The organism is Streptomyces sp. NPDC086519 (assembly GCF_040686075.1).
Taxonomy (GTDB): domain Bacteria; phylum Actinomycetota; class Actinomycetes; order Streptomycetales; family Streptomycetaceae; genus Streptomyces; species Streptomyces shenzhenensis.
Window position 1 is genome coordinate 1 of record NZ_JBFBJL010000100.1, and the last position, 25,769, is coordinate 25,769.

The following is a 25,769-nucleotide window of genomic DNA, read 5'->3' on the forward strand; positions in this document are numbered from 1 at the left end:
CCACCGGCACCAGCCACAGCGTCCGCGACTTCGCCGAACACTGCTTCGCCCACCTCGGCCTCGACTACCGCGACCACATCCGCTTCGACGAACGCTACCTCCGCCCCGCCGAAGTCGACGACCTCGTCGGGGACGCCTCCAAGGCCGAACGCGTCCTCGGCTGGAAACCCACCACCCACGCCCCCGAACTCGCCCGCCTCATGGTCGACGCCGAACTCGACTCGATTCTGCGTTCCTCCATCCCCGAGTCGTCCCATCGGGCGGCTGCGGCCGTCGGCAGCGCGGTGACCGCATGACCGCCTCGTGCAGGATCTGCGGCGGCACCACACGCATCACCCACCGTGCCACCGTGCTCGGACGCCACGAGGCCACGTACCGCATGTGCGATGCGTGCGCCTACTGGTCCGTCGACGAGCCGCACTGGCTGGACGAGGCCTATTCGGAGGCCGTCGCCGCCATCGACACCGGCGTCGTACAACGGAACCTGCACCTGTATCCACGGCTGGCCTCGGCGCTGGTCCGCATGTTCGGCTCCACCGGCACGTACGTCGACTACGGCGCCGGATACGGCCTGCTCGTCCGGTTGCTGCGCGACGTCGGCCTGGACGTCTACTGGCAGGACGCCCACTGCGAGAACCTGTTCGCCCGGGGGTTCGAGTGGGAGGGCAGCCGGCCGGAGGCGGCCGCCGCGGTCACCGCCGTCGAGGTGATGGAGCACGTGACCGATCCGCTCGCCTTCGTCGACACCTGCCTACGGGACACCGGCGCGCACTCGTTCGTCTTCACGCAGCACCTGCACGACCTCAGCGCCGATCCGTCGTGGTGGTACCTGGCGCCGGAAGCCGGCCAGCACATCTCCTTCTACGCCCCCCGGACGATGCCCGTCCTCGCCGAGCGCCTGGGCATGACGTACCACTCGGCCGGCACCCTGCATCTGCTGACGAAGCGGAATTTCCGCAGAGGGGCTTTCGCGCGTTCCGTGCGATTCCACCGCATCTCCTACGCGCTGCTCAGGCGCCGACTGCGTTCGCGTGTCATGCCGGACCACCGGCTTCTCGCCGGCCAGGTCTGCCGCATCGGTGACAGGGTGCTCCAGGCCTGACTTCGCGTCAGGTACCGGGACAGGCCTGCCGCTGATCACCCGTGGGAGTCAGACGCACCCACAGGTGCCGGCCCAGGAGCCGCTCGCCGGTCATGCCGTGAACCGGCAGCGGCGGCGCGTGCATGAACCGCTTCTCCGCGTGCCGCACTTCGAACAGGGGAAGTCCGGTGCGCCGAAGACGTGGTCACCGCGGGGTGCGCGGACCAGAACTCTCGGATCTCTGGCTGCTGCAACGGATTCTCCAGGCGGCCGCGAAGAGGCGAGCGAGCGGGGTGTCACACGGGGAGGCCGGCCGTCGGCGGACCGGTACTGCCGGCCGCGCTTCGGTCTGTCCCACCGCTTGGGCCGGCGGCCCGCTGGGCGATGACGCGCTCGGGTCCCTCGGGATCCTCGGTGCCGGCCCGGATCTCGCCCCCGTGGCCCCGGACCACTCCGACCCGGGCATACGCGCAGGAGAGGACCAGCCAGGAAGGCAGCCCGATGAACGTGGTCTCAAAGGCGACATTGGTGGAGGCGGTGACGCAGACACCGACGGTTGCCCCGAACCAGCAGGCGGCGACCGGGTGCCGGCGGGCCCGCCAGGTCCGGCACAGGGCCGCCGCGACGAGCAGCATCAAGCCGAGTCCGGCCGGCCAGCCGAGGTAGTAGACGTATCCGATGAAGGAGTTGTGCGGCCCGGATTTCGCGGCACTCGGCGCCAGGCTGTATTGCACCAGTTCCATGGGGTGTCCCGCTCCGACCCCGAGGAACGGCTCCTGCCACGCCCCGTGAAGGGCCTCCCGCCACATTTCCAGACGCAATCCCACGTTGGCGCCGGCTTCGGTGTGCGCATCCGCCGAACTGGACAGCCGAGCCGTCACCCCCCCGACCACGGGCATGTCGGACAAGTTCCGGCCGGAGAGGGAGAAGGACAGCAGGCCGATCACTCCGAGAGTCACCACAGTCCACGAGATGACCGGCCAGCGCACGGGACGTCGCCGACCCGGTGCGCCCGCGACGGTGGTCGCGGCGACAGCCGCGACCACGGCCAGGAGGGGACCCCGCTTACTCGTCAGGGCGGTGAGCAGAGCGGTCCCGGTAAGTGTCCACAGGAGCAGCGACCGGCTTCCCCGGTACCGCATCTGAACCCCGAACGCGCCCGCGATCGCCAGGTAGAGGCCTGACGCGGCGGCGATCAACGGGGTGTGCACGGCCCACGCCAGAAGGACACCGAAGGTCGGCACGTACAACGCCCACCGCCAGCGGAGGGCTTCTTCGAGGGGCCGAGTGAGGAACCAGGTCGCGGCGAACCAGCCGACGAGGGGGTAGAGCCCGAGGATCCCACCCTTGAGGGGATCGGGATACCCCGCCTGGATCCCGCGGTACACCGCCTGAGCCGCCGCGACCGCAAGGCCCATGGCGACGGCCCGGAACCAGCGCAACCGGGGCTCGGAGAACATCCGGGGGCCCCACATGTGCACAGTCACGAGCAGAGCGGAGAAAGCCAGAATGTCCATGAGGTAGACCGGGGAAAAGCCTACCGTCGCATATCCCTTGCTCAGCAGAAAGAGCGGAGCGAGGCAGGAAGCCCAGAGCAGCCAGCCCGACCCACGAATACACAGGGCGAGCAGGACGCTCGAAACAACGCATACCGCGGCACAGACGGAAAGAAACAGCGGAATCTCAGAGGTCACACCGATGGCGCTTTCTTTGTCAGAGTCTTCGGATCAGTGAACACTCCCGCACCCCGACCGCGAATACCGTATGAATAATGCGGATCGAGACGTGTCACACTGGCATTCCGTAACGGCCAAGTGGTTCGGTTGCCTTCCCATAATTCCATCTGGACTCCGAAATCCCCCCATCACATACTCCGAGGCGTGCGGAATGTTTCTCATCCGTCCGAGGTTTCTGCGACGCCCTGCCCGTCCGGCCGTCCTGGTCTTCCGGCACAGTGCACGTCTCGGCGGTATGGGCCGAGCGGCCGAGTTCTTCACGCCTCTGCTGACGAGCAACTGCCACGTGTCGGCGGTCATCTCGCTCTCGGCGGACCGGGGCGCGTCGGAGAGGTTCGAGGCTTCCTGGCCGGCCAAGGTACGCGCCACCGCGGCGGCCCTGGGCGGCGGCGCGTACCTGCTGGTCCGGCGCACCCAGCGAGCGGTCTACCTGCCGGTCTCGCAGTGGGGCCTGCATCTGGTGCGCGACACCGTCCTGATCGGTATCGCCAGAGCGGTCCGGTGCACCGTGGTCCTGCATCTCCACGGCGCGCAACTGCCCGCGAGGCTCGCCGCGAACCGGATGCTGCGGACGCTACTGGCAGGAGCCCACTGGATGGTCCTCAGTGAGGCGGTCGCGGCGCAACTGGTGGCGAGTGGCTGCCGTACGGCTTCGGTCACGGTACTGCGCAATCCCGCACCGCCGATGGTGTCGCCCGCGGCGGAAGGCGGCCCCTCGCGCGTGCTGCGCGTCGGCTGGCTCGGCACGATCACCCGGGCCAAGGGCTTCGACCTCGTCTGCAACGCGGTCGGCAGGCTGAAGAGGCAAGGACTCGACGTCGGGCTCCGCGTGGCGGGTCTACGCCTCGACGTACCCGTCGCGGAGATGGGGTACGTGGACGAGGACCTCGGGCTCCTCGACCCCACGGAGGTCATGTCCTTCTGGTCCCAGGTGGACGTGTTCGTCCTTCCGGCCCGTTGGGTCGAAGGGCTTCCTTTCGTACTGCTCGAAGCGCTTCAGGCGGGTTCCGTCGTGGCGGCGCGCCCGTCTCCCGGGTCAGCGGAGCTCTTGGAGCGGGGGTGCGTGGAACCGGTCGAGGCCACGGAAGTCTCAGTAGCCGCCTTCCTCACCACGTGCGTGCGCGATCTGGAAGGAATTCGCAACCGCCAGCAGAAGGCATGGAAGGAGCTGCGGACACACTATGAACCGGAGTGCGTGGAACGGACGTTCATGCGGTTCTGGCAGGAAGCAGGATTGCAGCGGAAACCATGACGGAACGGAGGTGCATGGTGCGTGAGCCCGAGGTGACGGACGAGGACGCGACAAGGGTGTCAGCGTGGTGTCCGCCGGTGACGGTGTGCGGACTGCCGGTCCATCCGCTCACGCTCGAACAGTCGGTCTCCGTCGCGGAGCGTCTGATCGCGGATGGCGGACCGCACCAGCACGTGGTGCTGAACGCGGCGAAGGTCGTCCAGGCCCATGACGATCCCGGCCTGGCGCGGATCATCCGGGACTGCTCACTCGTCAACGCAGACGGCCAGTCCGTCGTCTGGGCAGGGCGGCTCCTCGGTCAACCGATGCCCGAGCGAGTGGCCGGAATCGACTTCATACTCGCGCTGTGGCGCAGCGCCGCGCGCAACGGATACCGCGTCTACTTGCTCGGCGCCGAGCAGGCGGTGGTGGAGAGGACGGCACGCATCGCCGCCGACCAGGGCGTGGAGGTCGTCGGGTACCGGAACGGGTACTGGAGCGAGCCGCAGGAGGCGCAGGTGGTGGCCACCGTCCGTGAGGCACGGCCGGACATTCTCTTCCTGGCCGTTCCCAGCCCGGCCAAGGAGTACTTCCTGTCCCGGCATCAAAGGGATCTCGACTGCGCCCTGACGGTCGGGGTCGGCGGGTCCTTCGACGTGGTGGCGGGAATCCGCAGCAGAGCACCGCGGTGGATGCGCCGCGCCGGACTGGAGTGGTTTCACCGGTTGGTTCAGGAGCCGCGGCGCATGTTCCTGCGGTATGCGGTGGGCAACGCGCGGTTCGTCATGCTGGTGCTGATGCACGGGGTCCGCAGGCTGAGGCCGGAAGCCGGCTGACTGCGCTCCCGGCAGGTCACCCGTCGCAGCCCTGTCCGGAGCGTTCTGGAAGCACCCCCGCTGCGGCCGCGACCTCGTCCTGAAAGCGCTGCACCTGCCTGACGGTCACCGGCCGGAGGCTGGTGAAGTAGGCGTGTACCGCCTCGTCCGCCTGCGACCGGGCGAGGCCGAGTCGACTGGCGAGTTCGCAGACCAGCCCCCGAGGGTGGGTCAGCTCCCGGGCCACGGCCGCCGCGTCGGTCCACCGGAGAATCGCACCCGCCTGTACCAGGTAATGGATCAGATCCCGCAGGGGCTGGTCCGCGAACGTCGCCGTCTCCCAGTCGATGACGCCGATGCCCTCAGGGGTCCTCAGGACGTTCCACGGCGCCAGGTCACCATGGACGAGACATCCGCCGCCGGGTGCCGCCGTGGCGAGGTCTTCGGTGATTCCCAAGAGCTCGTCCCGTGTCAGCATCCCCGCGAGCCGCGCATGGCGCCACGCGTGAGTCACCACCACATAGTGACCGCCCGCAGAATCCGCATACGCCAGTTCCGGGACCTGGAAAGAAAGCCCCATCCCGGCTGTCCCCTTGAGGAACTCGGCTTCATTACGGAGAGGACGGTCGTCGGACCGCCCGATCTTGAGCACGTAACGCGGACTCTCTCCGGCGACCAGAGCCGCGATCGACCGCCCGGGCATGGACGAGTGCATGCAGGCGGCGCCGTCCGCCTCGTTCAGAAACCTCCGCAACGACGGCTCCACCGCCGCCAGCGGATCGGCCGACCGCGGGCCCACGTTCGCGCGCACCACGAACTGATCGAGAAAGGACGCCACCCGGCCCATCGCCCGTGACGGCCGGTCGATGACGCGGGCCGCCGCCGCGCCGTTGCGGCCGCCCGTCGTCCGCAGTTCGACGCGTCGCCCCAGCGGGCCGGCGCGCAGCAGTCCGCGCCGCCACTCGCGGGCAGCACTCAGCACGGTCCACCCAGGGCTCGGGCCACGTACAACTGTTCGATCATCACCTTCTCCGGGATCCGCCGAAGACGGGGCGAAGAAGCAGCGGTATCGGCTCTGCGCAGGACAGATCCAGGAATATGACGGTGCAGAACCGACGGAAACAGGGAGAAGCCACATCGCTGCTCGATCCGGAAGCCGGACTCACCCAGCAGCCGGACAATGTCCCGGTGCCGCAATTCGTTGGGATGTTGCGGTCTTGGTCTCGGCACGCGAACGGCGAGCGAACGCAGGCTCGGGCAGTGGCCGTGGTTGTTGAACACCAGCAGGGCGCCCGGTTCCATGTGCTGTCTGATTTTACGCAGGATCGGGAGCCGCATTTCCTGGGGCGCGTTCACGAAGAAACGGAAGATGGTGACGGCTTCGTAGGGCCCGGACAACAGGTCCTCGCTCAGCACACAGCCGACCTTGATGTCCGCCCTGGGGCTTGCGCCGGCGGCGCGCCGCGCCATCTCGGCCGAGATGTCCACGCCCGTGAGTTCGTCCGCCACGCCGTCCACGGCGGCAAGAATGCGGCCGGTACCACAGGCGAAGTCCAGCAACCGCAGGCGCCCTCGCCGGTCGCGTTCCTGCCGCAGCAACTCGACGAGAGCGGGGCGCTCAAGGGACCAGACGTATTCGTCATAAGTGCCTTCGTCGTACAGGCGAGCGTACGCGTCCACGCTCTTCTCGTCGACGAACCGGGTTCCGTAGTCGCTCCAGCCCGAACGCATCATGCAAGCATTCCCGTTCTTGTCGATCAGCGCGCACTGTGGTGCCTCAACGCGGTCTGCCGCATCACCCTAGGTCGGCTCCGTCGCCGGTCCGGGAAAGCAGGCCAGCAAGGTCACCTGCATGGCCGCCGGTTCCCCGTTGCCCCGCGCTCGTACGGAAATCGCCGCGCGGGCCGGGAGGAATGCCGTCATGGTCCGGATCGACACCCGACCGCGCCCCCATGGTGATTCCGCCAGCTCGGGCTTCACCCGTTCCTCACCCGCGCGGGCGCGCTGATGCGCACGTATGCGGGTTGCCGGGGATGCGGCGCGGAGTATTCGGGGGGACGGCGGGGGCTGTGGTGATCGGCCCGGCGCATGGTTTCCGACAACTGGCCGTGCCGCCCGGAGACGTGCACGCCGGTCTGCCTCCGGCCCGTGGGAACGTCGGTCTGCCGTCCGACGGTCTGCCTCCCGATGGTGTGCGCACCCGTCGGACGCCGCGGGCCGTACACCGGGACCCCGAGCAGTCCCAGCACGACCACCAGGGTGACGCCGACGGCCCAGGCGACGGCCGCGGGACCGGTCCAGCCGGTGTGCACGAGCACCGCGGGAAGCACCCCCGCGAAGGACGCGGCACCGAGGACGACGGTCGCCCCCTGCGAGGTGAGCCCGAGGCGCCGCAGCCGGTGCGCCAGATGGTCGGGGCCGCGCCGCAGCACCGGCCGCCCGGCGAGCACCCGCGACAGCACGACGAGCAGCACGTCGGCGCTCGCGACGGCGGTGAGCGCGAAGAGCACGCCCGCACTGGCGGCGGGGTCGTACCCGGTCCGGGTGACCAGCGCGGCCGCGGCCAGCACGAACCCGGTGAACAGCGAACCGGTGGCGCCGAGGGCGATCCGCGCGGGAGCCCAGTTGTGCATCAGGAACCCGGTGAGCGCGGCCGCGAGCACGCTCAGCAGCGCGGCGAGCCCGTCCATCACCTCGGCGGCGGCACAGGCCCCGGCCCCGAAGGCGGTCACCACCCCGACGGTCCCGGCCAGTCCGTCCGCGTGGTCGAGCCCCTTGAAGGCGACGGCGACGAAGGCGATCCACCCGGCGCCGAGCAGCCCGCCCGCCGTCCCGAACTCGCCGTACGGCACGACGCAGGCGGCCGCCACCGCCGTACCGAACAGCAGGAACCGCGTCTTGAGCCGCCACACGTCGGCGACCACCCCGAGCAGCGCCACCGCTCCCCCGGCGGCCAGCAGCTTGCCGACGCCGGTGCCGAGCGGCGCGACGCCGGTCCAGTCGCCGGCGAAGGCGACCACGCAGGTGGCGCCGGCCACGGCGAGGCCGCCCAGCGCGGGCACCCGCCGCGTCCGCCGCCGGTCGACGAGGCCGAGCCGCAGGGCACACGGCCGGATCAACGCGGCGAGGAAGGCGGCGAGCAGGAAGGCGGTGGTGGCGGCGACGATCCCGTAGAGCACGGGTCCAAATTAGACTGAAATGTAACCATTATGTACGAATAACACGATCAGCTTCCGGGCGTACCGCACAGGCACCCCTCAGCGACCCAGATCACCCCGCACCTGGCTACAGTGCGAGTAAAGATGCGGGTAGTCTCGAACCGACTGCATAAGTTACCGCTTAGTAATTTCGGGCACTCTCTGTACGGAGACCCGAAGAGACCCCTCGCAGGCCCGAGGAGCCCCCATGCAACTCGCCGCGATCATCGTGTCGCTGGTTCTGATCGTGGTCGGCGTGGCGTTGTTCGCCCGCGCCATCCTGCAGATCTACAACTTCACGCGGCTCGGCCAGAACGTGCCCGCCGGCACCCGTACCGACGAGCCCGTCCAGCGGACCGTCACGGTGGTCAGGGAGTTCCTCGGCCACACCCGGATGAACCGCTGGGGCATCGTGGGCGTGGCGCACTGGTTCGTCGCGGTCGGCTTCTTCTCCCTTCTCCTGACGATCGTCAACGCCATCGGCCAGCTGTTCCAGGCCGACTGGATCCTGCCGGTCATCGGTGACTGGGCGCCGTACAACGTCTTCGTCGAGTTCATCGGCACCATGACGGTGCTCGGCATCCTCGTGCTGATCGCCATCCGCCAGCTGAGCAAGCCGAGCCGGCCGGGCCGCAAGTCCCGGTTCGCCGGCTCCAACTTCGGCCAGGCGTACTTCGTCGAGACGGTCATCCTGATCGTCGGCGTCTGCATCTTCACGCTGCACGCGCTGGAGGGCGCCCAGCACCACGTGGACTCCTACGAGGCCTCCTTCTTCATCTCGTACCCGGTGGTGTCCTGGTTCCGGGGCATGGACGTCAGCACGCTCCAGAACCTCACCTACTTCTTCGCCGGTCTGAAGATCGCGACCTCCTTCATCTGGATGATCGTGGTCGCCCTGAAGACCGACATGGGCGTCGCCTGGCACCGCTTCCTGGCCTTCCCGAACATCTGGTTCAAGCGGAACGCGACCGGTGAGACCTCGCTCGGCGCCCTGCTGCCCATGACCTCCGGCGGCAAGCCGATCGACTTCACCGACCCCGGTGAGGACGACGTCTTCGGCGTCTCCCAGATCGAGCACTTCTCCTGGAAGGGCCTGCTGGACTTCTCCACCTGCACCGAGTGCGGCCGCTGCCAGTCGCAGTGCCCCGCCTGGAACACCGGCAAGCCGCTCTCCCCCAAGCTGCTGATCATGTCCCTGCGCGACCACGCGCACGCCAAGGCGCCCTACCTGCTGGCGGGTGGCGGCAAGAACGCCGAGGGCGAGGAGAAGGCAAGCGAGGAGGCCCTCAAGGCCGTCCCCGCCGCCGCCCTCGCGGAGGCCGAGCGCCCGCTGATCGGCACCGCCGACGAGAACGGCGTCATCGACCCGGACGTACTGTGGTCGTGCACCACCTGCGGCGCCTGCGTCGAGCAGTGCCCCGTCGACATCGAGCACGTCGACCACATCGTCGACATGCGCCGCTACCAGGTGATGATCGAGTCCGCGTTCCCGTCCGAGGCGGGCACGATGCTCAAGAACCTGGAGAAGAAGGGCAACCCCTGGGGCCTGGCGAAGAAGCAGCGCCTGGAGTGGCTCAAGGAGGTCGACTTCGAGGTCCCGGTCGTCGGCAAGGACATCGAGGACCTCACCGAGGTCGAGTACCTGTACTGGGTCGGCTGCGCCGGCTCCCTGGAGGACCGCGCCAAGAAGACCACGAAGGCCTTCGCCGAGCTGCTGCACATCGCGGGCGTCAAGTTCGCGATCATGGGCGGTGACGAGAAGTGCACCGGCGACTCCGCCCGCCGCCTCGGCAACGAGCCCCTGTTCCAGGAGCTCGGCATGGAGAACGTCATGGCGCTGAACACCGCGTTCGGCGAGGAGCTGGACGACGACGGCAAGGTGACCGAGGAGTCCCGCAAGCCGAAGTCGGCGAAGAAGATCGTCGCCACCTGCCCGCACTGCCTCAACACCATCGGCAACGAGTACCCGCAGCTCGGCGGCGACTACGAGGTCATCCACCACACCCAGCTGCTCCAGCACCTGGTCGACGAGGGCAAGCTGGTCCCGGTCACCCCGGTCGAGGGCATCATCACCTACCACGACCCCTGCTACCTGGGCCGCCACAACAAGATCTACACGCCGCCGCGCGAGATCATCGGCAAGGTCCCGGGCCTCAGGAACGAGGAGATGCACCGCCACAAGGAGCGCGGCTTCTGCTGTGGCGCCGGTGGCGCGCGGATGTGGATGGAGGAGCGGATCGGCAAACGCATCAACAACGAGCGCGTCGACGAAGCCCTCTCCCTCAACCCCGACATCGTCTCCACCGCCTGCCCCTTCTGCCTCGTCATGCTGACCGACTCCGTCAACGGCAAGAAGAACGACGGCAAGGCCAAGGAGTCCATCCAGGTGGTGGACGTCGCCCAGCTGCTCCTCGACTCGGTCAGGACCCCGGTGGACCCGGCGGGCGAGGCGGAGCAGGAGAGCGCGCCGGAGCCGGAGCCGGTGAAGTAACCCGGGTACCGCGTTCGCGACGGGACGCCCCCGGCCCTGTGCGGGCCGGGGGCGTTCCGTCTTTTCCGGCGGCGGGGCGGGGCGTGCCGTCTCTTCCGGCATCGGGGCGGGGCGTGCCGTCTCTTCCGGCATCGGGGCGGGGCGTCCCGTCCCTTCCGGCATCGGGCCAGGACGTCCCGTCCCTTCCGGCATCGGGCCGGGGCGTCCCGTCTCTTCCGGCGGCGGGCCGGAGGCGTTGCGTCCTGTCCGGCGCGCCGCGTCGATGACCCGGACGGCCCCCTCCTGCTGGCGCGCGTGCTCCCTGGCGGTTCGGCTTGAGGTGGGCCGGATCGAGCGGGAGGCACGGGTGACGGAGGACGGCGCGCACGCGGACGGCGAGGAGAGCCGGTCCGACGACGTCCGGGAGCTGCGGGCCCGGGTCGCGGCCCTGGAGAGCGCACGGGCCCGGCCGCCCCGGCACCGCGTCCGGAGTCTCCTCGCCGTCGTCCTGATCCTCGTCGGCTGCCTGCTCGCCCCGCTCGCCGTGGTCGCCTCGTGGGCGGCCGACCAGGTGGGCGACACCGACCGCTACGTCAGCACGGTCGCCCCGCTGGCCTCGGACCCCGACGTGCAGAACGCCGTGGCCAACCGGGCCACCGACGCCCTCATGAGCCACCTCGACCTGCCCGCCCTGCTCGCCGACGTGGCCCCGGCGGACCGGCCGCGTCTACAGCAGGCGCTGGGCGGCGCACTCGGCGGCGCGCTCGAAGGGGCCGTCCGCAGCTTCGTCCACGACATGGCCCGCAAGGTCGCCGCGTCCGACGCGTTCCGGACCGTCTGGACCGACGCCAACCGCCGGGTCCACAGCAGCCTCGACAAGGCCCTCACCGGCAGCGGCGGCGGCTCGGTGCAGCTGGGCGGCGACTCGGTCACCCTCGACATCGGCCCCCTCGTGGACCAGGTCAAGCAGCGCCTCGTCGACGCCGGACTGACCGCCGCCAAGCACATCCCCGCCGTGCACACCGACTTCACCCTGCTCAGGTCCGACCAGGTCGGCAAGGTCAAGACCTACGTACGGCTGCTCCAGCTCGCCGGGAACTGGCTGCCCGTGCTGGCCGTGCTGCTGGTCGCCGCCGGGGTGCTGCTCGCGGTACGGCGGCGCCGGGCCCTGGTGACCGGGTGCCTGGCGGTCGCCGTCGCCACCGGGCTGCTCGGCATCGGGCTGGACGTGTTCCGCGTGTTCTACCTGGACCGGCTGCCCGCGGGCGTCTCCCCGGGCGCGGCGGCCGCCGTCTACGACGCGCTGACCCGGTTCCTGCGCACCGGCGTGCGCGTGGTCGTGGCGCTGGCCGTCGTCGTCGCCCTGGCCGCCTGGGTCAGCGGACCCGGCCGGTACGCCGGGCTGGTCCGGCGCCTGTGGACGTCCGGGATCGCGGCGACCCGCGGCACCGCCGACCACGCCGGCCTGCGCACCGGACCGGTCGGCCCCTTCGTACGCCGGTACCGCACCTGGATCACCTGGGTCCTGGTGGCCGCGGCGGTGCTGGTCTACCTGCTGTGGTCGTACCCCACCGGCTGGGTGGTGGTGGGCATCGCCCTGTGCCTGCTGTTCGTGCTGGCCGTGGTGGAGTTCCTCGCGACGCCGTGAGGACCCGGAGAGCCGCGCGGCGGGGGCGCCGTGGCCCGACCGCCCCCTTCCCGGCCGGGTCCGGCTAGCTCAGGCCGATCGCGGCGCAGGCCGACCGGTACTTCGGGGTGCAGATGTCGGCGACGGTGTAGACGCCGTCCGCGATCACCGTGTCCTTGATGTTGTCCTTCGTGAGGGCGACCACCGGCACGAGCGTGGCGGGTATGTCCTTCTCGGTCGGGCTGTCGACCTTGTCCTGGGTCAGCGCGTCGTACTGGATGTCGCGGCCCTGGACCTTGTACACCGCCATCTGCGCGGCGTCGGTGGCCTCTTCCAGGAACGACTTGTACACGGTCATGTACTGCTCGCCCGAGACGACCCGCTGTACCGCGTCCAGGTTGGCGTCCTGTCCGGTGACCGGGGGGATCGTGGTGGCGCCCGCCTGCTTCAGCGTGTCGATGACGGCGCCGGCCATGCCGTCGTTGGCCGAGTAGACGGCGGCGATGTTGTTCAGTCCGACGGCCCGGATGGCCTTCTTCATGTTGGCCTCGGCGACCGCGGGCGACCACTTGTCGGTGTCGTACTCCTCGGCGATGCGGACCTTGTTCTTGAGCTCGGCGAGGGCGCCCGACTTGAAACTCGCGGTGTTGGGGTCCGCGGGGTCGCCGTTCATCATGACGATCTTGCTGGTCGCGGCCTTGCTGCCGAGTGCCTCGACGATGGCGCGGCCCTGGACCTCGCCGACGAGTTCGTTGTCGTGCGAGACGTAGGCGTCGATCGGGCCCTGTGCGAGCCGGTCGTAGGCGATGACGGGGATGCCCGCGCCCTTCGCCTTCCGGACCTCCGGCGCGATGGCCGCGGCGTCCAGCGCGTCCACCACGATGATGTCGACCTTCTTGGACACCATCTCCTGGAACTGCTGCTTCTGCCGGTCCTCGCTCGACTCGGCGTTGGCGTAGTCGACCTTGCCCTTGCCGTGCGTGAGGGTGGCCACCTCCTTCGCGAAGATGGGGTGGTCGAAGGCCTCGAAGCGGGCCGTCTGCTTGTCGGGCAGGAGCAGCCCCACCGTGATGTCGTCACCCTTCTTCGGGGACGCGGAGGTGTCGCCGCCGATGCCGTCGACGGCGCCGCACGCGGTGAGCGTGAGGGCGGACGCGGAGGCGGCCAGGGTTGTCGCGAGGCGGGCCAGGGGAACCCTGCGGAGGGTAGGAACGATCACATCAGGCGCCTTCCGGGTGGTGAGAGGGTCATGCGCGACCGATGATGCGAAGGGAAGCAAACGCGCTGCGACCGGGTACGTCAAGACGACAGGACATCACGGCAGTTGGAGCGTGTCTCGCACGTCGGCCCGCAGTACCGGACCGCCGGGCCGTCTGCCCAGGTCAGGCCGGTGCGGCGGGAGTTGGGCCGGTCGACGGAACGGGACGGCGCAACGGCCGCGGCGGGGCGGCGAGTCGCCTGAGGTCCGCCCCCGTCCGGGACCTCTCCGTCCGCGCCGCCCCTTCGCTCTCCGCGCCGCCTTCGCTGCCGCGACCCCGGCGGCCGTCACCCGTCCGGGCCGCCGAGTCCGGCCTCGGGCCGGACGGTCCTGCCGCCCGGCGACACCGCCGACGGACGACGGCCCGGGTGCGGGACCCGGGCCGTCGTCCGTGTGGTGCGGGGAGCGTCAGGGCTTCTGCCGGGCGAGGGCCGGGACGAAGCGGAGGGCGTCCACGGTGCCGACGCCGGTGGCGAGGTCGTAGCCGTTGACCGCCTTGTAGCCGGTCACGCCCTGGTAGCTGTTGTCCGTGCCGTCGTTGACGTCGACGATGCCGGTGCCCTTGGAGTGGCGGCTGTAGAGGTCGTACAGCCGCTTCTGGATGTTGCCCAGCCGGTGGCCGGCCGCCTGGTCGGCGAGGGCGACGATGCCCGCGAAGAGCGGGGTGGCCTCGCTGGTGCCGCCGCTGACGTCCCAGCCGGTGGCGGTCGGGTCGAAGCTGGAGTAGATCCAGGCGCCGCCGTCGACCGCGGCGGACATCGAGATGTCGGGGGTGCCGCGGCGGGTGCCGACCTTGCTCTTCACACCGTTCTGGAAGGACGGCCGGGTGAACACGTGGGACTGGCCGCCACCGCCGGAGCCGTAGTCGTTGTAGACGCTGTCCGGCTTGACCCGGTCGCCCTTGTCGTTCAGGTGGAGCTGGGTGCCGCCGATCGAGGTGACCAACGGGTCGGAGGAGGGCCAGGAGTTGACGCGCTTGTCATAGTACGTCTTGCCGTCCGCCCGGAGGTCGGTGGCGCCGCCGTCGCCGGAGGCGGCGAGCACGGTGACGTGCTTGCGGTCGGCGTCCTGGAAGGCGTACCGCAGCTTCTTGATGCTGGAGAAGTCGCCCTTGGCGAAGCCGGGGAAGGTGTTCTCGGTGGCGCCGAAGCTCTGGCTGATGACGTCGCCGACGTTGTGGTCGATCAGGTACTTCTCGGCGTCCATCATCTCCGGCAGACCGGTGGTGCCCTCGGTCTCGGAGACCGCCGTCTCGACCACGACGATCTTCGCGGCGGGCGCCACCGCGTGCGCCATCTCGACGTCCAGGGTGGTCTCGCCGGCCCAGCCGGTCATGTCGGAGTTCTTGGGGTCGAAGGCGGGCACGTGCCCCCACTTGACGACCTTCACCTTGGTGCTGGGCAGCCCGAACTGCTTGCTGTAGACGTCGAGATCGTGCTGCACGGTCGGTGAGCCGTACGAGTCGACGATGACGATGGTGCGCCCCTTGCCCGTGACGCCCTTGCGGTAGAGGGCGTTCAGGTCGTAGGCGGTGCGGTACTGGAGCGGGTTGTAGCAGTTGATATGCCACTTGGCCTGGCACTGCGCGTTGGAGAGCGGGCTGCTCACATCATGTGCCAGGGTGTGCCCGACGACGGCCGGTACCGCGAGGGTGTGCGGTACGGCGGCGGGGGCGGCGTTCGCCAGTGCGGTGACCGCGAGTGCGGCCACGGACGTGGCAGCCGCGAGGCCCCGCCCGGTTCGGGCCATGTGCATGGATCCCCCTGTGGTTCGAAGTCTCACGAAGTGATCTCTACGTGGTCTTCGCGCATCACACCGGACAAGTCATGCACAGATCAAGTACGTTGAACCGACGATGCCGAACCCTTTACCGTGCGTTGTCCCACCATTAACGTCCCGCTGTCGAGCACAAAGCCGGAACCCGGGTCGCGGTCTTTCCGTCTTCCCTCTTTGAACAGGGCCCCAACTCACCCGCATCCTCTAGCAATCGGCCGAGCCTTGAGAAACATACCCCTGAGACCCTGGGCCGTGGCTGCCGCCGCCACGGCCTTCGCGTTCCTCGTCGTCCTGGAGGTCGCCGCACGCCACTACGGTCTGCCGGGACCGATCACCAACCAGGCACGAGAGCTGGTGTGCGCCCCCAAATCCGGCTTTCTGCTCTACGCCGGCCTGGCGTTGACGATGGTGGTGCTCACCTGGCGGCAACGGTTCGTCGCCCTCGCCGCCGCGGTCGGCATCGACCTCGTCTTCGCGGCGGCCCGGTGGGCGTCGGGTACCGGGGTCTCCCACGGCCAGCCGTTCGGCAACGGCGCGCTGTGGGTGCTGCTCGGCTGCGCGGCCGTCGCCGTGCTGCGCCGCACGGGCCCGGAACGCGTGCTGCTGCTGAAGGGCGTCGGGCTGGGCCTGCTGCTGGTGACCGGCCGCAAGACCGGCGACACCTGGCTGCTCATCACCTCGAAGACCCGCCCGACGGTGCTCGACCCGTACGTGGCCACCGCCGACCACGCCCTGGGCAACCCGTCGTGGCTGGTCGGCCGGATCGTCACGGCCACCGGCCCGATCGGCTTCAACGTCCTCGACGTCGTCTACGGCCAGCTCGCCGTGGCCGCGGTCGCCGTCGCGCTGTACCAGCTGCGCGGCGTGGCGGCCGAGCGCCGCTTCCCGCGCCACCATCTGGTGCGCACCTTCCTGGTGATCGGCCTGCTAGGACCGGCCGTCTACATGATCTTCCCGGTGGTCGGACCGGTCTTCGCCTACGGCACCGGCGCCGAGCACTGGGCATCGGTCAGCCTCTGGCCGGAGCGGCCGCCGCACGGCGGACACTGGCCGGTGGCCGACCTGTGGCCGCACACCAGGCCGCCGGTCACCGCACCGCACCGCGTCCGGTACGACGGGTTCACCCCGCGCAACTGCATGCCCAGCCTGCACACGGCATGGGCCACCACGATCTTCGTGCACTCGCGCAGGGGCCCCCGGGCGCTGCGCTGGGCCGGCGCGTTCTGGCTGGTCGCCACGCTCACCGCGACGCTGGGCTTCGGCTACCACTACGGCGCGGACCTCCTCGCCGGCGGGGTGTTCGCGCTCACGGTGGAGGCGGCCCTGCGCGCGCACGACCGCGGCTGGGAGCGCTCGGGCATCCGGCTGGTCGCCCACGGTACGGCGGTCTTCGCCGCGCTCCTGATGTCCTACCGCTGGCTGCCGCTGGAGATGGCCACGCACCCCTGGCTGTCCGGACCGCTGCTCGTGCTGGCGACCGCCTCGGTGGTCTACGCCTACGTACGGACCGTCACCCGCTGGGAACCACACACCGGGCCGCCGTCGCGCTTCCCGGCACCGCAGCCCGAACTGGTCTGAGGCGGCCGGGGCCCACTGCGGGCGCCCGCTGTGGGCGCCCCCTGCCGGCGCCCGCTGCCGGGGCAAGGTGGCTGCGCCTGCTGACGGCGCCAGGGCGGGCCGTGGCCGCTTCCGGCGCCGGAAGCGGGCACAGGCGGTCGGCGGCCGCTGTGGGCGCCCCCTGCCGGCGGCCGCCGCCGGGGCCCCTGGCGGCGCCTGCTGCCCTCGCCTGGTGACGGCGCCTGCTGCCGTCGCACGCGCAGGCGAGCGGCGCCGGACCCGGCCGGACCGAACACGCCCGGTCCGGCCTCGGCCCTTGCCGCTCGCGGGCATCACCGCGGCGCCCGGGGGGAACTCGGCGGGCAGCGGTGGTCGAGGCGATTTCTCCGGCGAGGGGAGGCGGGCCATGGCGGATCCGGGTGGCGCCCGGGAGGCGGTCGCCAGGGCGCTGGACGCGCTCGGCGCGGGCGCGTACCTGGCGGACGAGCAGGGCACGATCGTCGCCGTCAACGCGCGCGGCGAACAGCTGCTGGCCCGGCCCGCCTCGGAGCTGATCGGCCAGGACGCCCATGACCTGCTGCACCGCAACAGCTGCGGGGAACCCGTGCCGAGGGCCCAGTGCCGGATCCGGGCCGGCATCCTCGCCGGCCGCACCGAACAGGGCGGCGACGTGTGGCTGGAGCGCGGCGACGGGACGCTGCTGCCGGTGGCGTGGCTGGCCACCCCCTGCGACATCGGCCTCAGCCCGTCGGCCACGCTCGTCCTCTTCCACTCCTCCGGCCGCTCCGGGCGCCCCTCCCAGCGGCCCCCGGCCGGCGGGCGGCTCTCCGAACTGGAACGGCTCGCGCTGCTCGCCGAGACGACGACCCTGCTCACCTCCACCCTGGACATCCACGAGGCGCTGCGCCGGCTGATCCACCTCGTGGTGCCCCGCCTCGCCGACTGGGCCGTCATCGACCTGCTCCACGAGCGGGGCGAGGTGTGGCGCTTCGCCGTCGCCCATGCCGAGGGCGGCACGGTGGTGTTCCGGGAGGACCTCCAGGGGCCCATGCCGCCGGTGCCGCAGGAGTCGCCGATGCCGCTGTCCCGGGCACTGCGCGGCGTCGCGTCCTCCCTCGCCGGCCCGGAGACCTACCAGGGGCCGCCCGACTCCGGCATCGCGGAGGAGCAGCGGCACCTGTTCGAGGTGACCGGCATGCACGCGGCGGTCGTGGTCCCGCTGCGCAGCGTGCACGAGGTGCTGGGCGCCCTCACCCTGGGCCGTGCCGACCAGCCGGAGCGGTTCACCGCGACCGAGGTCGCGCTGCTGGAGGACATCGCCCGCCGGGCCAGCCTCGCCCTGGAGAACGCCCGCCTCTTCCAGCGCCAGCGCAAGGTCGCCGAGACCATGCAGCGCCATCTGCTGCCCAAGCTCCCGCTCACGCCCGGCCGCCGGATGACCGCCCGCTACCTGCCCGCTCCGGACGCCTCCCAGGTCGGCGGCGACTGGTACGACGCGTTCATCCTGCCGGACGGTGCCCTGGCGCTCGCCATCGGCGACGTCGTCGGCCACGACCTGGACGCGGCGGCCGGCATGGCCCAGTTGCGCAACATGCTCCGCGCGTACGCCCTGTCCCAGCGCAAGCCGCCCAGCAAGATCGTGGAGTGGCTCGACCAGGCGACCGGGGACATCGCGGAAGTCTCCACGGCCACGCTGGTCTTCGCCCGCCTCGCGGAGGACGCCGCCGGCCGGTGCGAGCTGTGCTGGACCAACGCCGGCCACCCGCCCCCGCTGCTGGTCACCCGGGCGGGCGTGGCCCGGTACCTGACCGACGGCCACGGCATCCTGCTGGGCGTCACGCCCGGCCGCGTGCGTCCCGACGCGACGGCGGAAGTGCCGCCTGGGGCGACCCTGCTCTTCTACACCGACGGCCTCGTGGAGTCCCCCCGCCACGGCCTGGACGCGGGCATGAACCGGCTGCGCCGCCATGCCGCGTCCCTGGCCGAGCGCCCCCTGGAGTCCTTCGCGGACCAGCTGCTGGCCCGCGCCCGCTCCCGGGACAACGACGACGACGTGGCGCTCCTGGCCGTACGGCACACGCCCCGGTAGCGGCCGCCCGGCCGGCGTGACAGCGCGGGGCGCGTCGTCGGGCGGTACGCGCCGCCCGGTGCCGGTTCACAGCTGTCCGCCGAGCCACTGCTCGGTCCAGATGACCTTGCCGGCGGAGGTGTAGCGGGTCCCCCAGCGGTCGGCGAACTGCGCCACCAGGAAGAGCCCGCGGCCGCCTTCGTCCATGGTGGTGGCCCGGCGCAGGTGCGGGGAGACGGTGGAGCCGTCGGAGACCTCGCAGATGAGGCTGCGGTCGTGGATCAGGCGTACCCCGACAGGGCCCGTCGCGTGCCGGATGGCGTTGGTGACCAGTTCGCTCAGGATCAGCTCCAGGGTGAACGCCTCCTCCTTCAGGCCCCAGCCCGCCAGCAGGCCGGTGGCGGCGGCCCGGACACCGGCGACGGCCGCGGGATCGGACGGCACGGTCCAGGACGCGGTGTGCCGGTCGTCCAGCGTCCGGGTGCGGGCGACGACCAGGGCCACGTCGTCCCGGGAGGCCCCGGACACCATGGCGTCCATGGCCGCCTGGCACATCTGGTCCGGCGTGCGCCCCGCCACCGCGAGGGCCCGGCGCAGGCGCTCGATGCCCTCGTCGATGTCCTCGCGCCGGTCCTCGATCAGGCCGTCGGTGTAGAGCACGATGCCGCTGCCCTCGGGGAGCAGCACCTCGCTCGTCTCGTACGGCATCCCGCCCAGTCCCAGCGGCGGGCCGGCCGGCACGCCGGCCAGCCGGGCGTCGCCGTCCGGCGGCACGATGACGGGTTCCAGGTGGCCCGCCCTGGCCATGGTGCACACCCGTGACACCGGGTCGTAGATCACGTACAGGCAGGTGGCGCCCGTGAGCGTGCGGGTGCCGCGGTCGCCGTCCCGGTCCTGGTCGATGCGGGTCACCAACTCGTCCAGATGCCACAGGAGTTCGTCGGGCGGCAGGTCGAGCGCCGAGAAGTTGAGTACGGCGGTGCGCAGTTGGCCCATGGTGGCGGCGGCGTGCAGGCCGTGCCCCACGACGTCGCCGACCACGATGGCCACCCGCGCTCCGGGCAGCGGTATCACGTCGAACCAGTCGCCGCCGACGCCGCCGAGCCCCGCCCCCGCCGGAAGGTAGCGGTGTGCCACGTCGACCGCGTTCTGCTCCGGCAGGGCGTGCGGCAGCAGGCTGCGCTGCAGCGTGACCGCCATGGTGCGCTCCCGCGTGAAGCAGCGCGCGTTGTCGATGCTGGTCGCCGCGCGGGCGACCAGCTCCTCCGCGAGCGAGAGGTCCTCCGCGGTGAAGGAGGCCGGGTCCTCGGAGCGCCAGAAGGTGGCCACGCCGAGGATCGCGCCGCGGGCCCGCAGCGGAGCGGCGATCATGGAGTGGATGCCGTAGGCCACCAGTTGCCGTGCCCGTTCGGGGTCCTGGCCCTGCCAGCCGGAGAAGGCCGCCAGGTCGGCCTCCAGCACCATGCGCCCGGAACCGAAGCCCTCGGCCTGCGGGGTGAAGGGGTCGAAGTGGATGAGCTGACCGACCGGGTAGAGCGGAGCGCCCTCCTGGACGCCGTACACGGCGACCCGGCGCAACCGGGCCGCGGCCGCCTCGTCCGGTTCCTCGCCGCCGAGCACGGTGTCGGCCAGGTCGACGGTGACGTGGTCGGCGAACCTGGGCACGGCGAACTCCGCGAGTTCTTCGGCGGTGCGTGTCACGTCGAGGGTGGTGCCGATGCGCAGTCCGGCCTCGTACAGCAGCCTGAGCCGTTCCTGGACCGCCTCGATCCGGCCGGTCAGCGCGGTGAGTTCGGTGGTGTCCCGCAGGGTGAGGACCGAGCCTCCCGGTCCGGACGGGCCGTCCATGGGGCGCTGGCTGACGGCCAGCAGCCGGTCGCCGACCTCGACCACCTCGTCCGTGGTCGCCCGGCCCGACACGAGGAGGTCCTCGGCGCGCGCGTCGAGGCGCAGCTCCGTGACGGGCCGGCCGTCCCCGTCCGCCGCGAGCCCCAGCAGACGCCGCGCCTCGTCGTTGGCCAGCAGCAGCCGGCCCTGCGCGTCGACGATCAGGACGCCTTCGCGCACCGAGTGCAGAACGGTGTCGTGATGCTCGTACATGCGCGTGATCTGCACCGGCCCCAGACCGCGCGTCTGGCGGTCCAGACGCCGGCCGACGAGTGCCGTGCCGCCGGTGGCGGCCGCCAGCGCCAGCCCGGTGCCGGCGAGGACGAGCGGCACCTGCCGGGCGGCCGCCAGGCCGACCCGGCGCAGGGTGATGCCCGCGGAGACCAGTCCGACGACCCTGCCGTCGGGGGTGGTCACGGGCACGACGGTCCGGACGGAGGGGCCGAGGGTCCCGGTCGTCGTCTCGGTGACGGTGCGGCCGTGCTGCGCCCCCGCGATGGTGCCGATGTAGTGGCGGCCGATCTGGGCCGGGTCCGGATGGGTGTAGCGGATGCCCGCAGGACTCATCACCACGATGAAGTCCACGTGCGAGCGTCTGCGGGTCTCCTCGGCCGGCCGCTGGAGCGCGGCGCTGGGACGGGGACCGGCCAGCGCCTGTCGCACGGTGGGGTCCGAGGCGACGGCGGCGGCCACGGCCTGCGTGCGGTTCCGGGCGTCCCGCTCGGCGTCGGCCCGCGACTGCAGGAGAAGGGCGGCGACCGCCGTCGCCACCAGCACCAGGACGACTCCGACCTGCTGAAGGAACATCTGGCCGGCGACGCCGCGGATCCCGTACCGGGAGCGCATCTGCCGGAGCATATGATGCATACGGCTCATATAACACCAAACCTGCACATCTCCATCACCCCCTGGAGCGGCCCGAAGCGGACCCGCGGCGCATCGGCCCACGACATCGGCGCGCTCCGCGCCCGCCCGCGTACGAGACGTGCGCGGGCGGCGGAGCCCGGGACGGCGCGGGTGCCGGGAAGCTCGGGCCGCACACCTGGCGCACCGGCACCACGGCGGTCTCCGCGGTCTCCGCGGTCTCCGCGGTCTCCGCGGTCTCCGGCAGCACGTCAGCACGCTCCGACGTCACCCCGGACGCGGTGATGATCCCCCGCTGAGCCGGCGCGGGGCAGCCGCGGCGCCGCCGAGTCCCGTCAGCCGTCCCGTTCGATCCACTCGCCGCCGCCCAGCGGGTAGTCGTAGCCCGGGCGGCCCGCGTCGGCGCTGGTGCGGAACGCGGTGCCGGCGTTGTCGACGCGGACCGTGCCGCGGCGGCTCCCGCTGGACCAGTCCAGGGTGAGATCCCAGCGGACGTCGTGGGCCTTGGTGCGGGCGAAGACGTAGAAGACCTCCGGGTCGGACTCGCTGACCTTGTACGGGAAGTCGCGCTGGCCGTTCTGGACGGTGACTGTGGGGCTGCCGTCGTCGAGGTCGATGCCGAACGACTTGGTACCGACGCCCCCGCCGCAGCCGACGCCCATCGAGTAGTCGTTCCAGGCGAGCGGCGCGCCCTTGCTGAGGACGCGTACGTGCAGCGCCTCCAGGACGACGGTCTCCTCACCGGTGCCCTGGACGGTCAGGGCGACCTCCTGTTCGCCCGAGGACACCGCCCCGTACGCCGCGGCCCAGCGCGGGGCGTCCTGCTCGCTCGCCGGCGGGCCGACCTGCGCCGGTTCGCTGTCGACGAGGAAGTGCTGGCTGCACGGGTTGTCGTAGACGTAGGGGCGGGTGTGAACGGTGAGCGGGACGGCGCCGCCGGTGGTGCCGCCGTCGGCGCCCTGCGCGCCGCCCGCCCGTTTGCCGTCGGCCTCCGCGCTCCCCGACCCGGCCGACGCGGACTCGGTGGGGGCGGCGGAGGCCGACGCGGACGGCCGGTGCCCCTTGGAACGCGGGCTCGGGGCGGCGGACGGGTGCCCGGCGCCCGCCGTGCCGGTGATCGTGGCGGCGGAGGCGGCACCGGCCGCCTGCTGGTCACCCGCGTCGCCGAGCGGCAGCCGCACGGCGAGCACGGCGGCCCCGAGCACGGCGACCGCGGCGGCGGAGGCGATCAGCACGGTACGGCGCCGACGTGGCGCGGGCTCGCGCGGCCCGTCGACGTCGACGACGACGGGCTCACCGCCCTCGCGGTCGTCCTCGCCACCGAGCCCGCCCTCGCCGTCGTCCCGTTCCTGAGGTGCCGACGGTCCCGGATCCGCCGTACCGACGGTGTCCGCCGGGCCCGTCTCCCCCCGGCTCCCTCGTGCCGCGTCCGCCAGGATCCAGCGCCGGTGCAGTTCCACCAGCTCCGGCGGCGTCGCCCGGCAGACCCGTGCGAGGCGCTCCACCGGTGCGTACTCGAGGGGCACCGCGGTGCCGTTGCAGTAGCGGTGCAGTGTCGACGTACTCATGTGCAGCCGCTTGGCAAGCGCCCCGTAGCTGAGTCCCGAGCGGTCCTTGAGCTCGCGCAGCAGCAGCGCGAACGCCTCCGTCGCGTCCGCCCCTGTTGCCCCTGACACCCGTTCCCCCATCCCCTCGCGTTCCAGTCCCGCGTTCCAGGGCCCCCGCGTTCTCCCCGGTCAGAGCCTGTTTCTGCGTTCCAGTGTCCCCAACTGCCCGCTGTGCCTGGCGGTTGGGACAGACCGCCGCGCAGGCTTCGGTCATCCAATCACCACCGCCACCCGAACACCGAAGGGGCACGGCCACATGTCCATCCTCCGCACCTCCCGCACCCGTCTCGTCGGCGCCGCCTCGACCGTCGTACTCGCCGCGTTGTCCCTGACCGCGTGCGACGACGGCACGGGCGTCCACGCCGAGAGCGTCGCGGCGGCCGGCACCCCGGCCACGCACTCCCCGGCTTCCCCCGCGGCGCCCTCCCGCTCCAGCGCCTCCTCCGCGGACTCCCTGAGCTCCCCGGGCGCCCCGGAGGCCGGTGCCGCCACCTCCGCGCCCAAGGCGAAGGGCAGTGCCGCCGCCTCCGCGCCGAAGGCGAAGGCGTCCGCCGCCGCGGGCAGGCCGGTCACCTGCGAGGGGTCCAACACCAGGACGGTCGCGGCCCCGCTGAACCGGCCCGTGAACCACATGCTCCTCACGGTGACCAACACCGGCAGCAGGACCTGCTACCTCTACTCCTACCCGGCCGTCCGCTTCGGCGAGGCCCAGGCCGTGCCCCCGGTCATCGAGGACTCGCAGCCGCAGGCGGTCGTCACACTCGCGCCGGGCGAGTCCGGCTACGCCTCGGTGAGCCTGTCCGCCACCGACGGCAGCGGCACGAACGGCCACACCGTCGACTCGTTGACCGTCTACTTCCACGGCCGCTCAGGCAACGAGAGCGTCGGCACCGGTGCGCACCCGTCGCTGCCCGCGAAGGGCGTCTACGTCGACGACTCGCTCAAGGTCACGTACTGGCAGCAGTCGATGGACGACGCCCTCGACTGGTGAGGCCCGAGCGCCCGTTGGCAGGGGGCGGGGCTGACGCCGAGATCGCCGGCGAAGGGGCGGTCCGGGACGGGGACCAGCGGCAGGCTGAAGCCGACGAGTCCGGCGATCGCTCGCTGCCGGTCCTCGTCGGCTCGACTCCGCGGGCAGGTCCGTCGTCACGCTCACGGGCACCGCGCCCACACCGGCTACCGCTTCCGGGGCCGCGACTCCTACGTCAGCGGCCCGCGCGACAGCGGGAACGCGACGACACACGGCCCCTGGAAGTACTTCACACTCACGACGTGATGCAGCGCGTCACGCTCACCAGTAATGGCGTCGGCCGGCGACCGCGTGTCCCATGGATCCCAGGATCCAGAAGACGGCCCCGATCACGACCAGGATGATGCCCAGCGTCCACAGGATCGATATGCCCGTGAGGAATCCGACGATGAGCAGGATGATGCCGAGGGCGATCATGACCGTACCTCCTACCGCGTCCCACGACTTCCCTTCGGTTGCCGGGTTCCCCGAAGCGGCGAGGCCATGCCCGGCCCACCGGCACGGTCACGGCCTGCCCTCGGCGGTCACCAGCTGATCGCGGCCGGCGAACGCGCTGTCGTCCATGGTGCCGTTCGCATCGGCGCCGAGGGCGGTGCCGGCTCACCCGTTCACCGGCCGCCGATGGCCGGTCGGGGCGGTGGGCGCCACGATGGCGCAGAGGGCTGTGCCCCCACCAGGGCCGGGCACGCCGCGTCATCTCCCCCGGAGGCCGCAGTGGGACACGCCGTCGGTGATGTGCTGGGCCTGGCCGCCGGCGTCGCGGTCAGCCCGCTGCCGATCGTGGCGATCATCCTCATCCTGACCACCCCGCAGGGGCGCCTGGGCGGACCCCTGTTCGCCCTCGGCTGGGTCCTGGGGCTCGCGGCGCTCGGCGCGATCATGCTGGCCGTGGGCGGAACAGGCGGCGCCTCGGTCCACAAGCAGCCCGCCACCTGGGTCGGCGCCCTCAAACTCGCGCTGGGCGCACTCCTCGCCCTGTTCGGCGCCCGTCAGTGGCGGCGCCGCCCCAAGGACGCCTCCCAGGCGCAGCTCCCGAAGTGGATGGCGGCGATCGACCGCTTCACCCCCGGCAAGATCCTCGGCCTGGGGCTGCTGCTCTCCGCGGGCAATCTCAAGAACGCGCCCCTGACCATCGCCGCGGCCGCCTCGATCAGCTCCGCCGGGATCCCCCTGGGGCAGCAGATCGGCGCACTCGCGATCTTCGTCGCCATCGCGTCCCTCGGGGTGCTCGCGCCCCTCGCCGTCTACCTGGCCCTGGGCGAACGTGCCAGGACGATCCTCGCCGACTGGCGGGAGTGGGCCGCGCGGAACAACGTCGCCGTCATGGCCGTCCTGTTCTTCGTGCTCGGCCTCAAACTCCTCGGGGACGGCATCGGCATCCTCGCCTGACGACCGTCGCCCCCGGTCGGTGAGCGGCCGTCGCCGCACTACTGAGGACGACGGTTTGATGTCATCTCGTGACTGGCGCGTCAGCCGCAGAGAGACCTGCCATCTCAAGGTCGCACCAGGATTCGTGTGACTCCCGCGAACAGCGTCGTGGCCAGTGTCCAGCCACTGATGATCAG

19 protein-coding genes are annotated in these 25,769 nt (G+C 71.4%); 10 read left to right on the plus strand and 9 right to left on the minus strand.

Features of this window, described 5'->3' with window-relative positions:
- Both AB0P24_RS44750 and AB0P24_RS44755 read left to right on the plus strand, forming a co-directional pair.
- Window positions 1-296 (plus strand): GDP-mannose 4,6-dehydratase (locus tag AB0P24_RS44750; protein WP_365804691.1); only part of this gene is annotated, 296 nt, incomplete at its 5' end.
- Window positions 293-1,102: a methyltransferase domain-containing protein gene (locus AB0P24_RS44755; protein ID WP_365804693.1), complete on the plus strand. Its 810-nt coding sequence runs from the start codon at window positions 293-295 to the stop codon at window positions 1,100-1,102. The genes AB0P24_RS44750 and AB0P24_RS44755, both read left to right, overlap by 4 nt.
- 275 nt (window positions 1,103-1,377) lie before the next feature.
- Here AB0P24_RS44755 and AB0P24_RS44760 read toward each other — a convergent pair whose 3' ends face one another.
- A complete protein-coding gene (locus AB0P24_RS44760; RefSeq protein ID WP_365804695.1) occupies window positions 1,378-2,775 on the minus strand; it encodes an O-antigen ligase family protein in 1,398 nt (465 codons plus the stop codon).
- Between the two features lie 277 nt (window positions 2,776-3,052).
- On the opposite strand from AB0P24_RS44760, the gene AB0P24_RS44765 reads away from it, so the two are divergent.
- Entirely contained in the window at window positions 3,053-4,069 is a 1,017-nt protein-coding gene (locus tag AB0P24_RS44765) for a glycosyltransferase family 4 protein (protein WP_365804697.1), read from the plus strand.
- Between the two features lie 14 nt (window positions 4,070-4,083).
- The gene (locus AB0P24_RS44770; RefSeq protein WP_365804699.1) at window positions 4,084-4,884 is read left to right on the plus strand and encodes a WecB/TagA/CpsF family glycosyltransferase; all 801 of its coding nucleotides are present in this window, start codon (window positions 4,084-4,086) and stop codon (window positions 4,882-4,884) included.
- A 16-nt stretch (window positions 4,885-4,900) separates the two neighbouring features.
- On the opposite strand, the gene AB0P24_RS44775 is transcribed toward AB0P24_RS44770, so the two are convergent.
- From AB0P24_RS44775 to AB0P24_RS44785, 3 genes are all read right to left on the minus strand, one after another.
- Window positions 4,901-5,701, minus strand: coding sequence for a phosphotransferase (locus tag AB0P24_RS44775; RefSeq protein WP_365804701.1), 801 nt, complete (start codon window positions 5,699-5,701; stop codon window positions 4,901-4,903).
- 137 nt (window positions 5,702-5,838) lie between these two features.
- Entirely contained in the window at window positions 5,839-6,597 is a 759-nt protein-coding gene (locus tag AB0P24_RS44780) for a methyltransferase domain-containing protein (RefSeq protein WP_365804703.1), read from the minus strand.
- A gap of 242 nt (window positions 6,598-6,839) precedes the next feature.
- Complete coding sequence (locus tag AB0P24_RS44785) at window positions 6,840-8,042, minus strand: MraY family glycosyltransferase (RefSeq protein WP_365804705.1); 1,203 nt, start codon at window positions 8,040-8,042, stop codon at window positions 6,840-6,842.
- A 226-nt stretch (window positions 8,043-8,268) separates the two neighbouring features.
- On the opposite strand from AB0P24_RS44785, the gene AB0P24_RS44790 reads away from it, so the two are divergent.
- Window positions 8,269-10,551, plus strand: a complete 2,283-nt coding sequence (locus tag AB0P24_RS44790) for a heterodisulfide reductase-related iron-sulfur binding cluster (protein ID WP_365804706.1) — start codon at window positions 8,269-8,271, stop codon at window positions 10,549-10,551.
- Window positions 10,552-10,897: 346 nt separating this feature from the next.
- Window positions 10,898-12,178, plus strand: a complete 1,281-nt coding sequence (locus AB0P24_RS44795; RefSeq protein ID WP_365804708.1) for a hypothetical protein — start codon at window positions 10,898-10,900, stop codon at window positions 12,176-12,178.
- Between the two features lie 64 nt (window positions 12,179-12,242).
- Here AB0P24_RS44795 and AB0P24_RS44800 read toward each other — a convergent pair whose 3' ends face one another.
- Both AB0P24_RS44800 and AB0P24_RS44805 read right to left on the minus strand, forming a co-directional pair.
- Window positions 12,243-13,346, minus strand: coding sequence for a substrate-binding domain-containing protein (locus tag AB0P24_RS44800; RefSeq protein WP_365804724.1), 1,104 nt, complete (start codon window positions 13,344-13,346; stop codon window positions 12,243-12,245).
- Window positions 13,347-13,823: 477 nt separating this feature from the next.
- Window positions 13,824-15,170: a S53 family peptidase gene (locus AB0P24_RS44805; protein WP_365804710.1), complete on the minus strand. Its 1,347-nt coding sequence runs from the start codon at window positions 15,168-15,170 to the stop codon at window positions 13,824-13,826.
- Window positions 15,171-15,443: 273 nt separating this feature from the next.
- Between AB0P24_RS44805 and AB0P24_RS44810 the strand changes: the two genes are divergently transcribed.
- Together AB0P24_RS44810 and AB0P24_RS44815 are read left to right on the plus strand one after the other, a co-directional pair.
- The gene (locus AB0P24_RS44810; RefSeq protein ID WP_365804712.1) at window positions 15,444-16,769 is read left to right on the plus strand and encodes a phosphatase PAP2 family protein; all 1,326 of its coding nucleotides are present in this window, start codon (window positions 15,444-15,446) and stop codon (window positions 16,767-16,769) included.
- A 385-nt stretch (window positions 16,770-17,154) separates the two neighbouring features.
- Window positions 17,155-18,837 carry a SpoIIE family protein phosphatase gene (locus AB0P24_RS44815; protein WP_365804714.1) on the plus strand — a complete coding sequence of 561 codons (1,683 nt, stop codon included), beginning with the start codon at window positions 17,155-17,157 and terminating at the stop codon, window positions 18,835-18,837.
- A 66-nt stretch (window positions 18,838-18,903) separates the two neighbouring features.
- On the opposite strand, the gene AB0P24_RS44820 is transcribed toward AB0P24_RS44815, so the two are convergent.
- Together AB0P24_RS44820 and AB0P24_RS44825 are read right to left on the minus strand one after the other, a co-directional pair.
- Complete coding sequence (locus AB0P24_RS44820) at window positions 18,904-21,570, minus strand: SpoIIE family protein phosphatase (protein ID WP_365804716.1); 2,667 nt, start codon at window positions 21,568-21,570, stop codon at window positions 18,904-18,906.
- 332 nt (window positions 21,571-21,902) lie between these two features.
- Complete coding sequence (locus tag AB0P24_RS44825; protein ID WP_365804718.1) at window positions 21,903-23,243, minus strand: helix-turn-helix transcriptional regulator; 1,341 nt, start codon at window positions 23,241-23,243, stop codon at window positions 21,903-21,905.
- A 187-nt stretch (window positions 23,244-23,430) separates the two neighbouring features.
- On the opposite strand from AB0P24_RS44825, the gene AB0P24_RS44830 reads away from it, so the two are divergent.
- A complete protein-coding gene (locus AB0P24_RS44830) occupies window positions 23,431-24,165 on the plus strand; it encodes a DUF4232 domain-containing protein (RefSeq protein ID WP_365804720.1) in 735 nt (244 codons plus the stop codon).
- 300 nt (window positions 24,166-24,465) lie between these two features.
- Here the strand turns inward: AB0P24_RS44830 and AB0P24_RS44835 are convergent, their stop codons facing one another.
- On the minus strand, window positions 24,466-24,621 hold the full coding sequence (locus AB0P24_RS44835) for a DUF6131 family protein (RefSeq protein ID WP_234543214.1): 156 nt from the start codon (window positions 24,619-24,621) through the stop codon (window positions 24,466-24,468).
- Between the two features lie 297 nt (window positions 24,622-24,918).
- On the opposite strand from AB0P24_RS44835, the gene AB0P24_RS44840 reads away from it, so the two are divergent.
- Window positions 24,919-25,593, plus strand: a complete 675-nt coding sequence (locus tag AB0P24_RS44840; protein ID WP_365804722.1) for a GAP family protein — start codon at window positions 24,919-24,921, stop codon at window positions 25,591-25,593.
- The last annotated feature ends 176 nt before the right edge of the window (window positions 25,594-25,769 follow it).

Excerpts from the sequence above, each read along its gene's own strand:
- AB0P24_RS44770 (WP_365804699.1), top strand. The coding sequence starts at position 4,084 with ATGGTGCGTGAGCCCGAGGTGACGGACGAGGACGCGACAAGGGTGTCA.
- AB0P24_RS44765 (WP_365804697.1), top strand. The coding sequence starts at position 3,053 with ATGGGCCGAGCGGCCGAGTTCTTCACGCCTCTGCTGACGAGCAACTGC.
- AB0P24_RS44820 (WP_365804716.1), bottom strand. The coding sequence starts at position 21,570 with ATGCATCATATGCTCCGGCAGATGCGCTCCCGGTACGGGATCCGCGGC.
- AB0P24_RS44790 (WP_365804706.1), top strand. The coding sequence starts at position 8,269 with ATGCAACTCGCCGCGATCATCGTGTCGCTGGTTCTGATCGTGGTCGGC.
- AB0P24_RS44805 (WP_365804710.1), bottom strand. The coding sequence starts at position 15,170 with ATGCACATGGCCCGAACCGGGCGGGGCCTCGCGGCTGCCACGTCCGTG.
- AB0P24_RS44835 (WP_234543214.1), bottom strand. The coding sequence starts at position 24,621 with ATGATCGCCCTCGGCATCATCCTGCTCATCGTCGGATTCCTCACGGGC.
- AB0P24_RS44830 (WP_365804720.1), top strand. The coding sequence starts at position 23,431 with ATGTCCATCCTCCGCACCTCCCGCACCCGTCTCGTCGGCGCCGCCTCG.
- AB0P24_RS44755 (WP_365804693.1), top strand. The coding sequence starts at position 293 with ATGACCGCCTCGTGCAGGATCTGCGGCGGCACCACACGCATCACCCAC.
- AB0P24_RS44815 (WP_365804714.1), top strand. The coding sequence starts at position 17,155 with ATGGCGGATCCGGGTGGCGCCCGGGAGGCGGTCGCCAGGGCGCTGGAC.
- AB0P24_RS44780 (WP_365804703.1), bottom strand. The coding sequence starts at position 6,597 with ATGATGCGTTCGGGCTGGAGCGACTACGGAACCCGGTTCGTCGACGAG.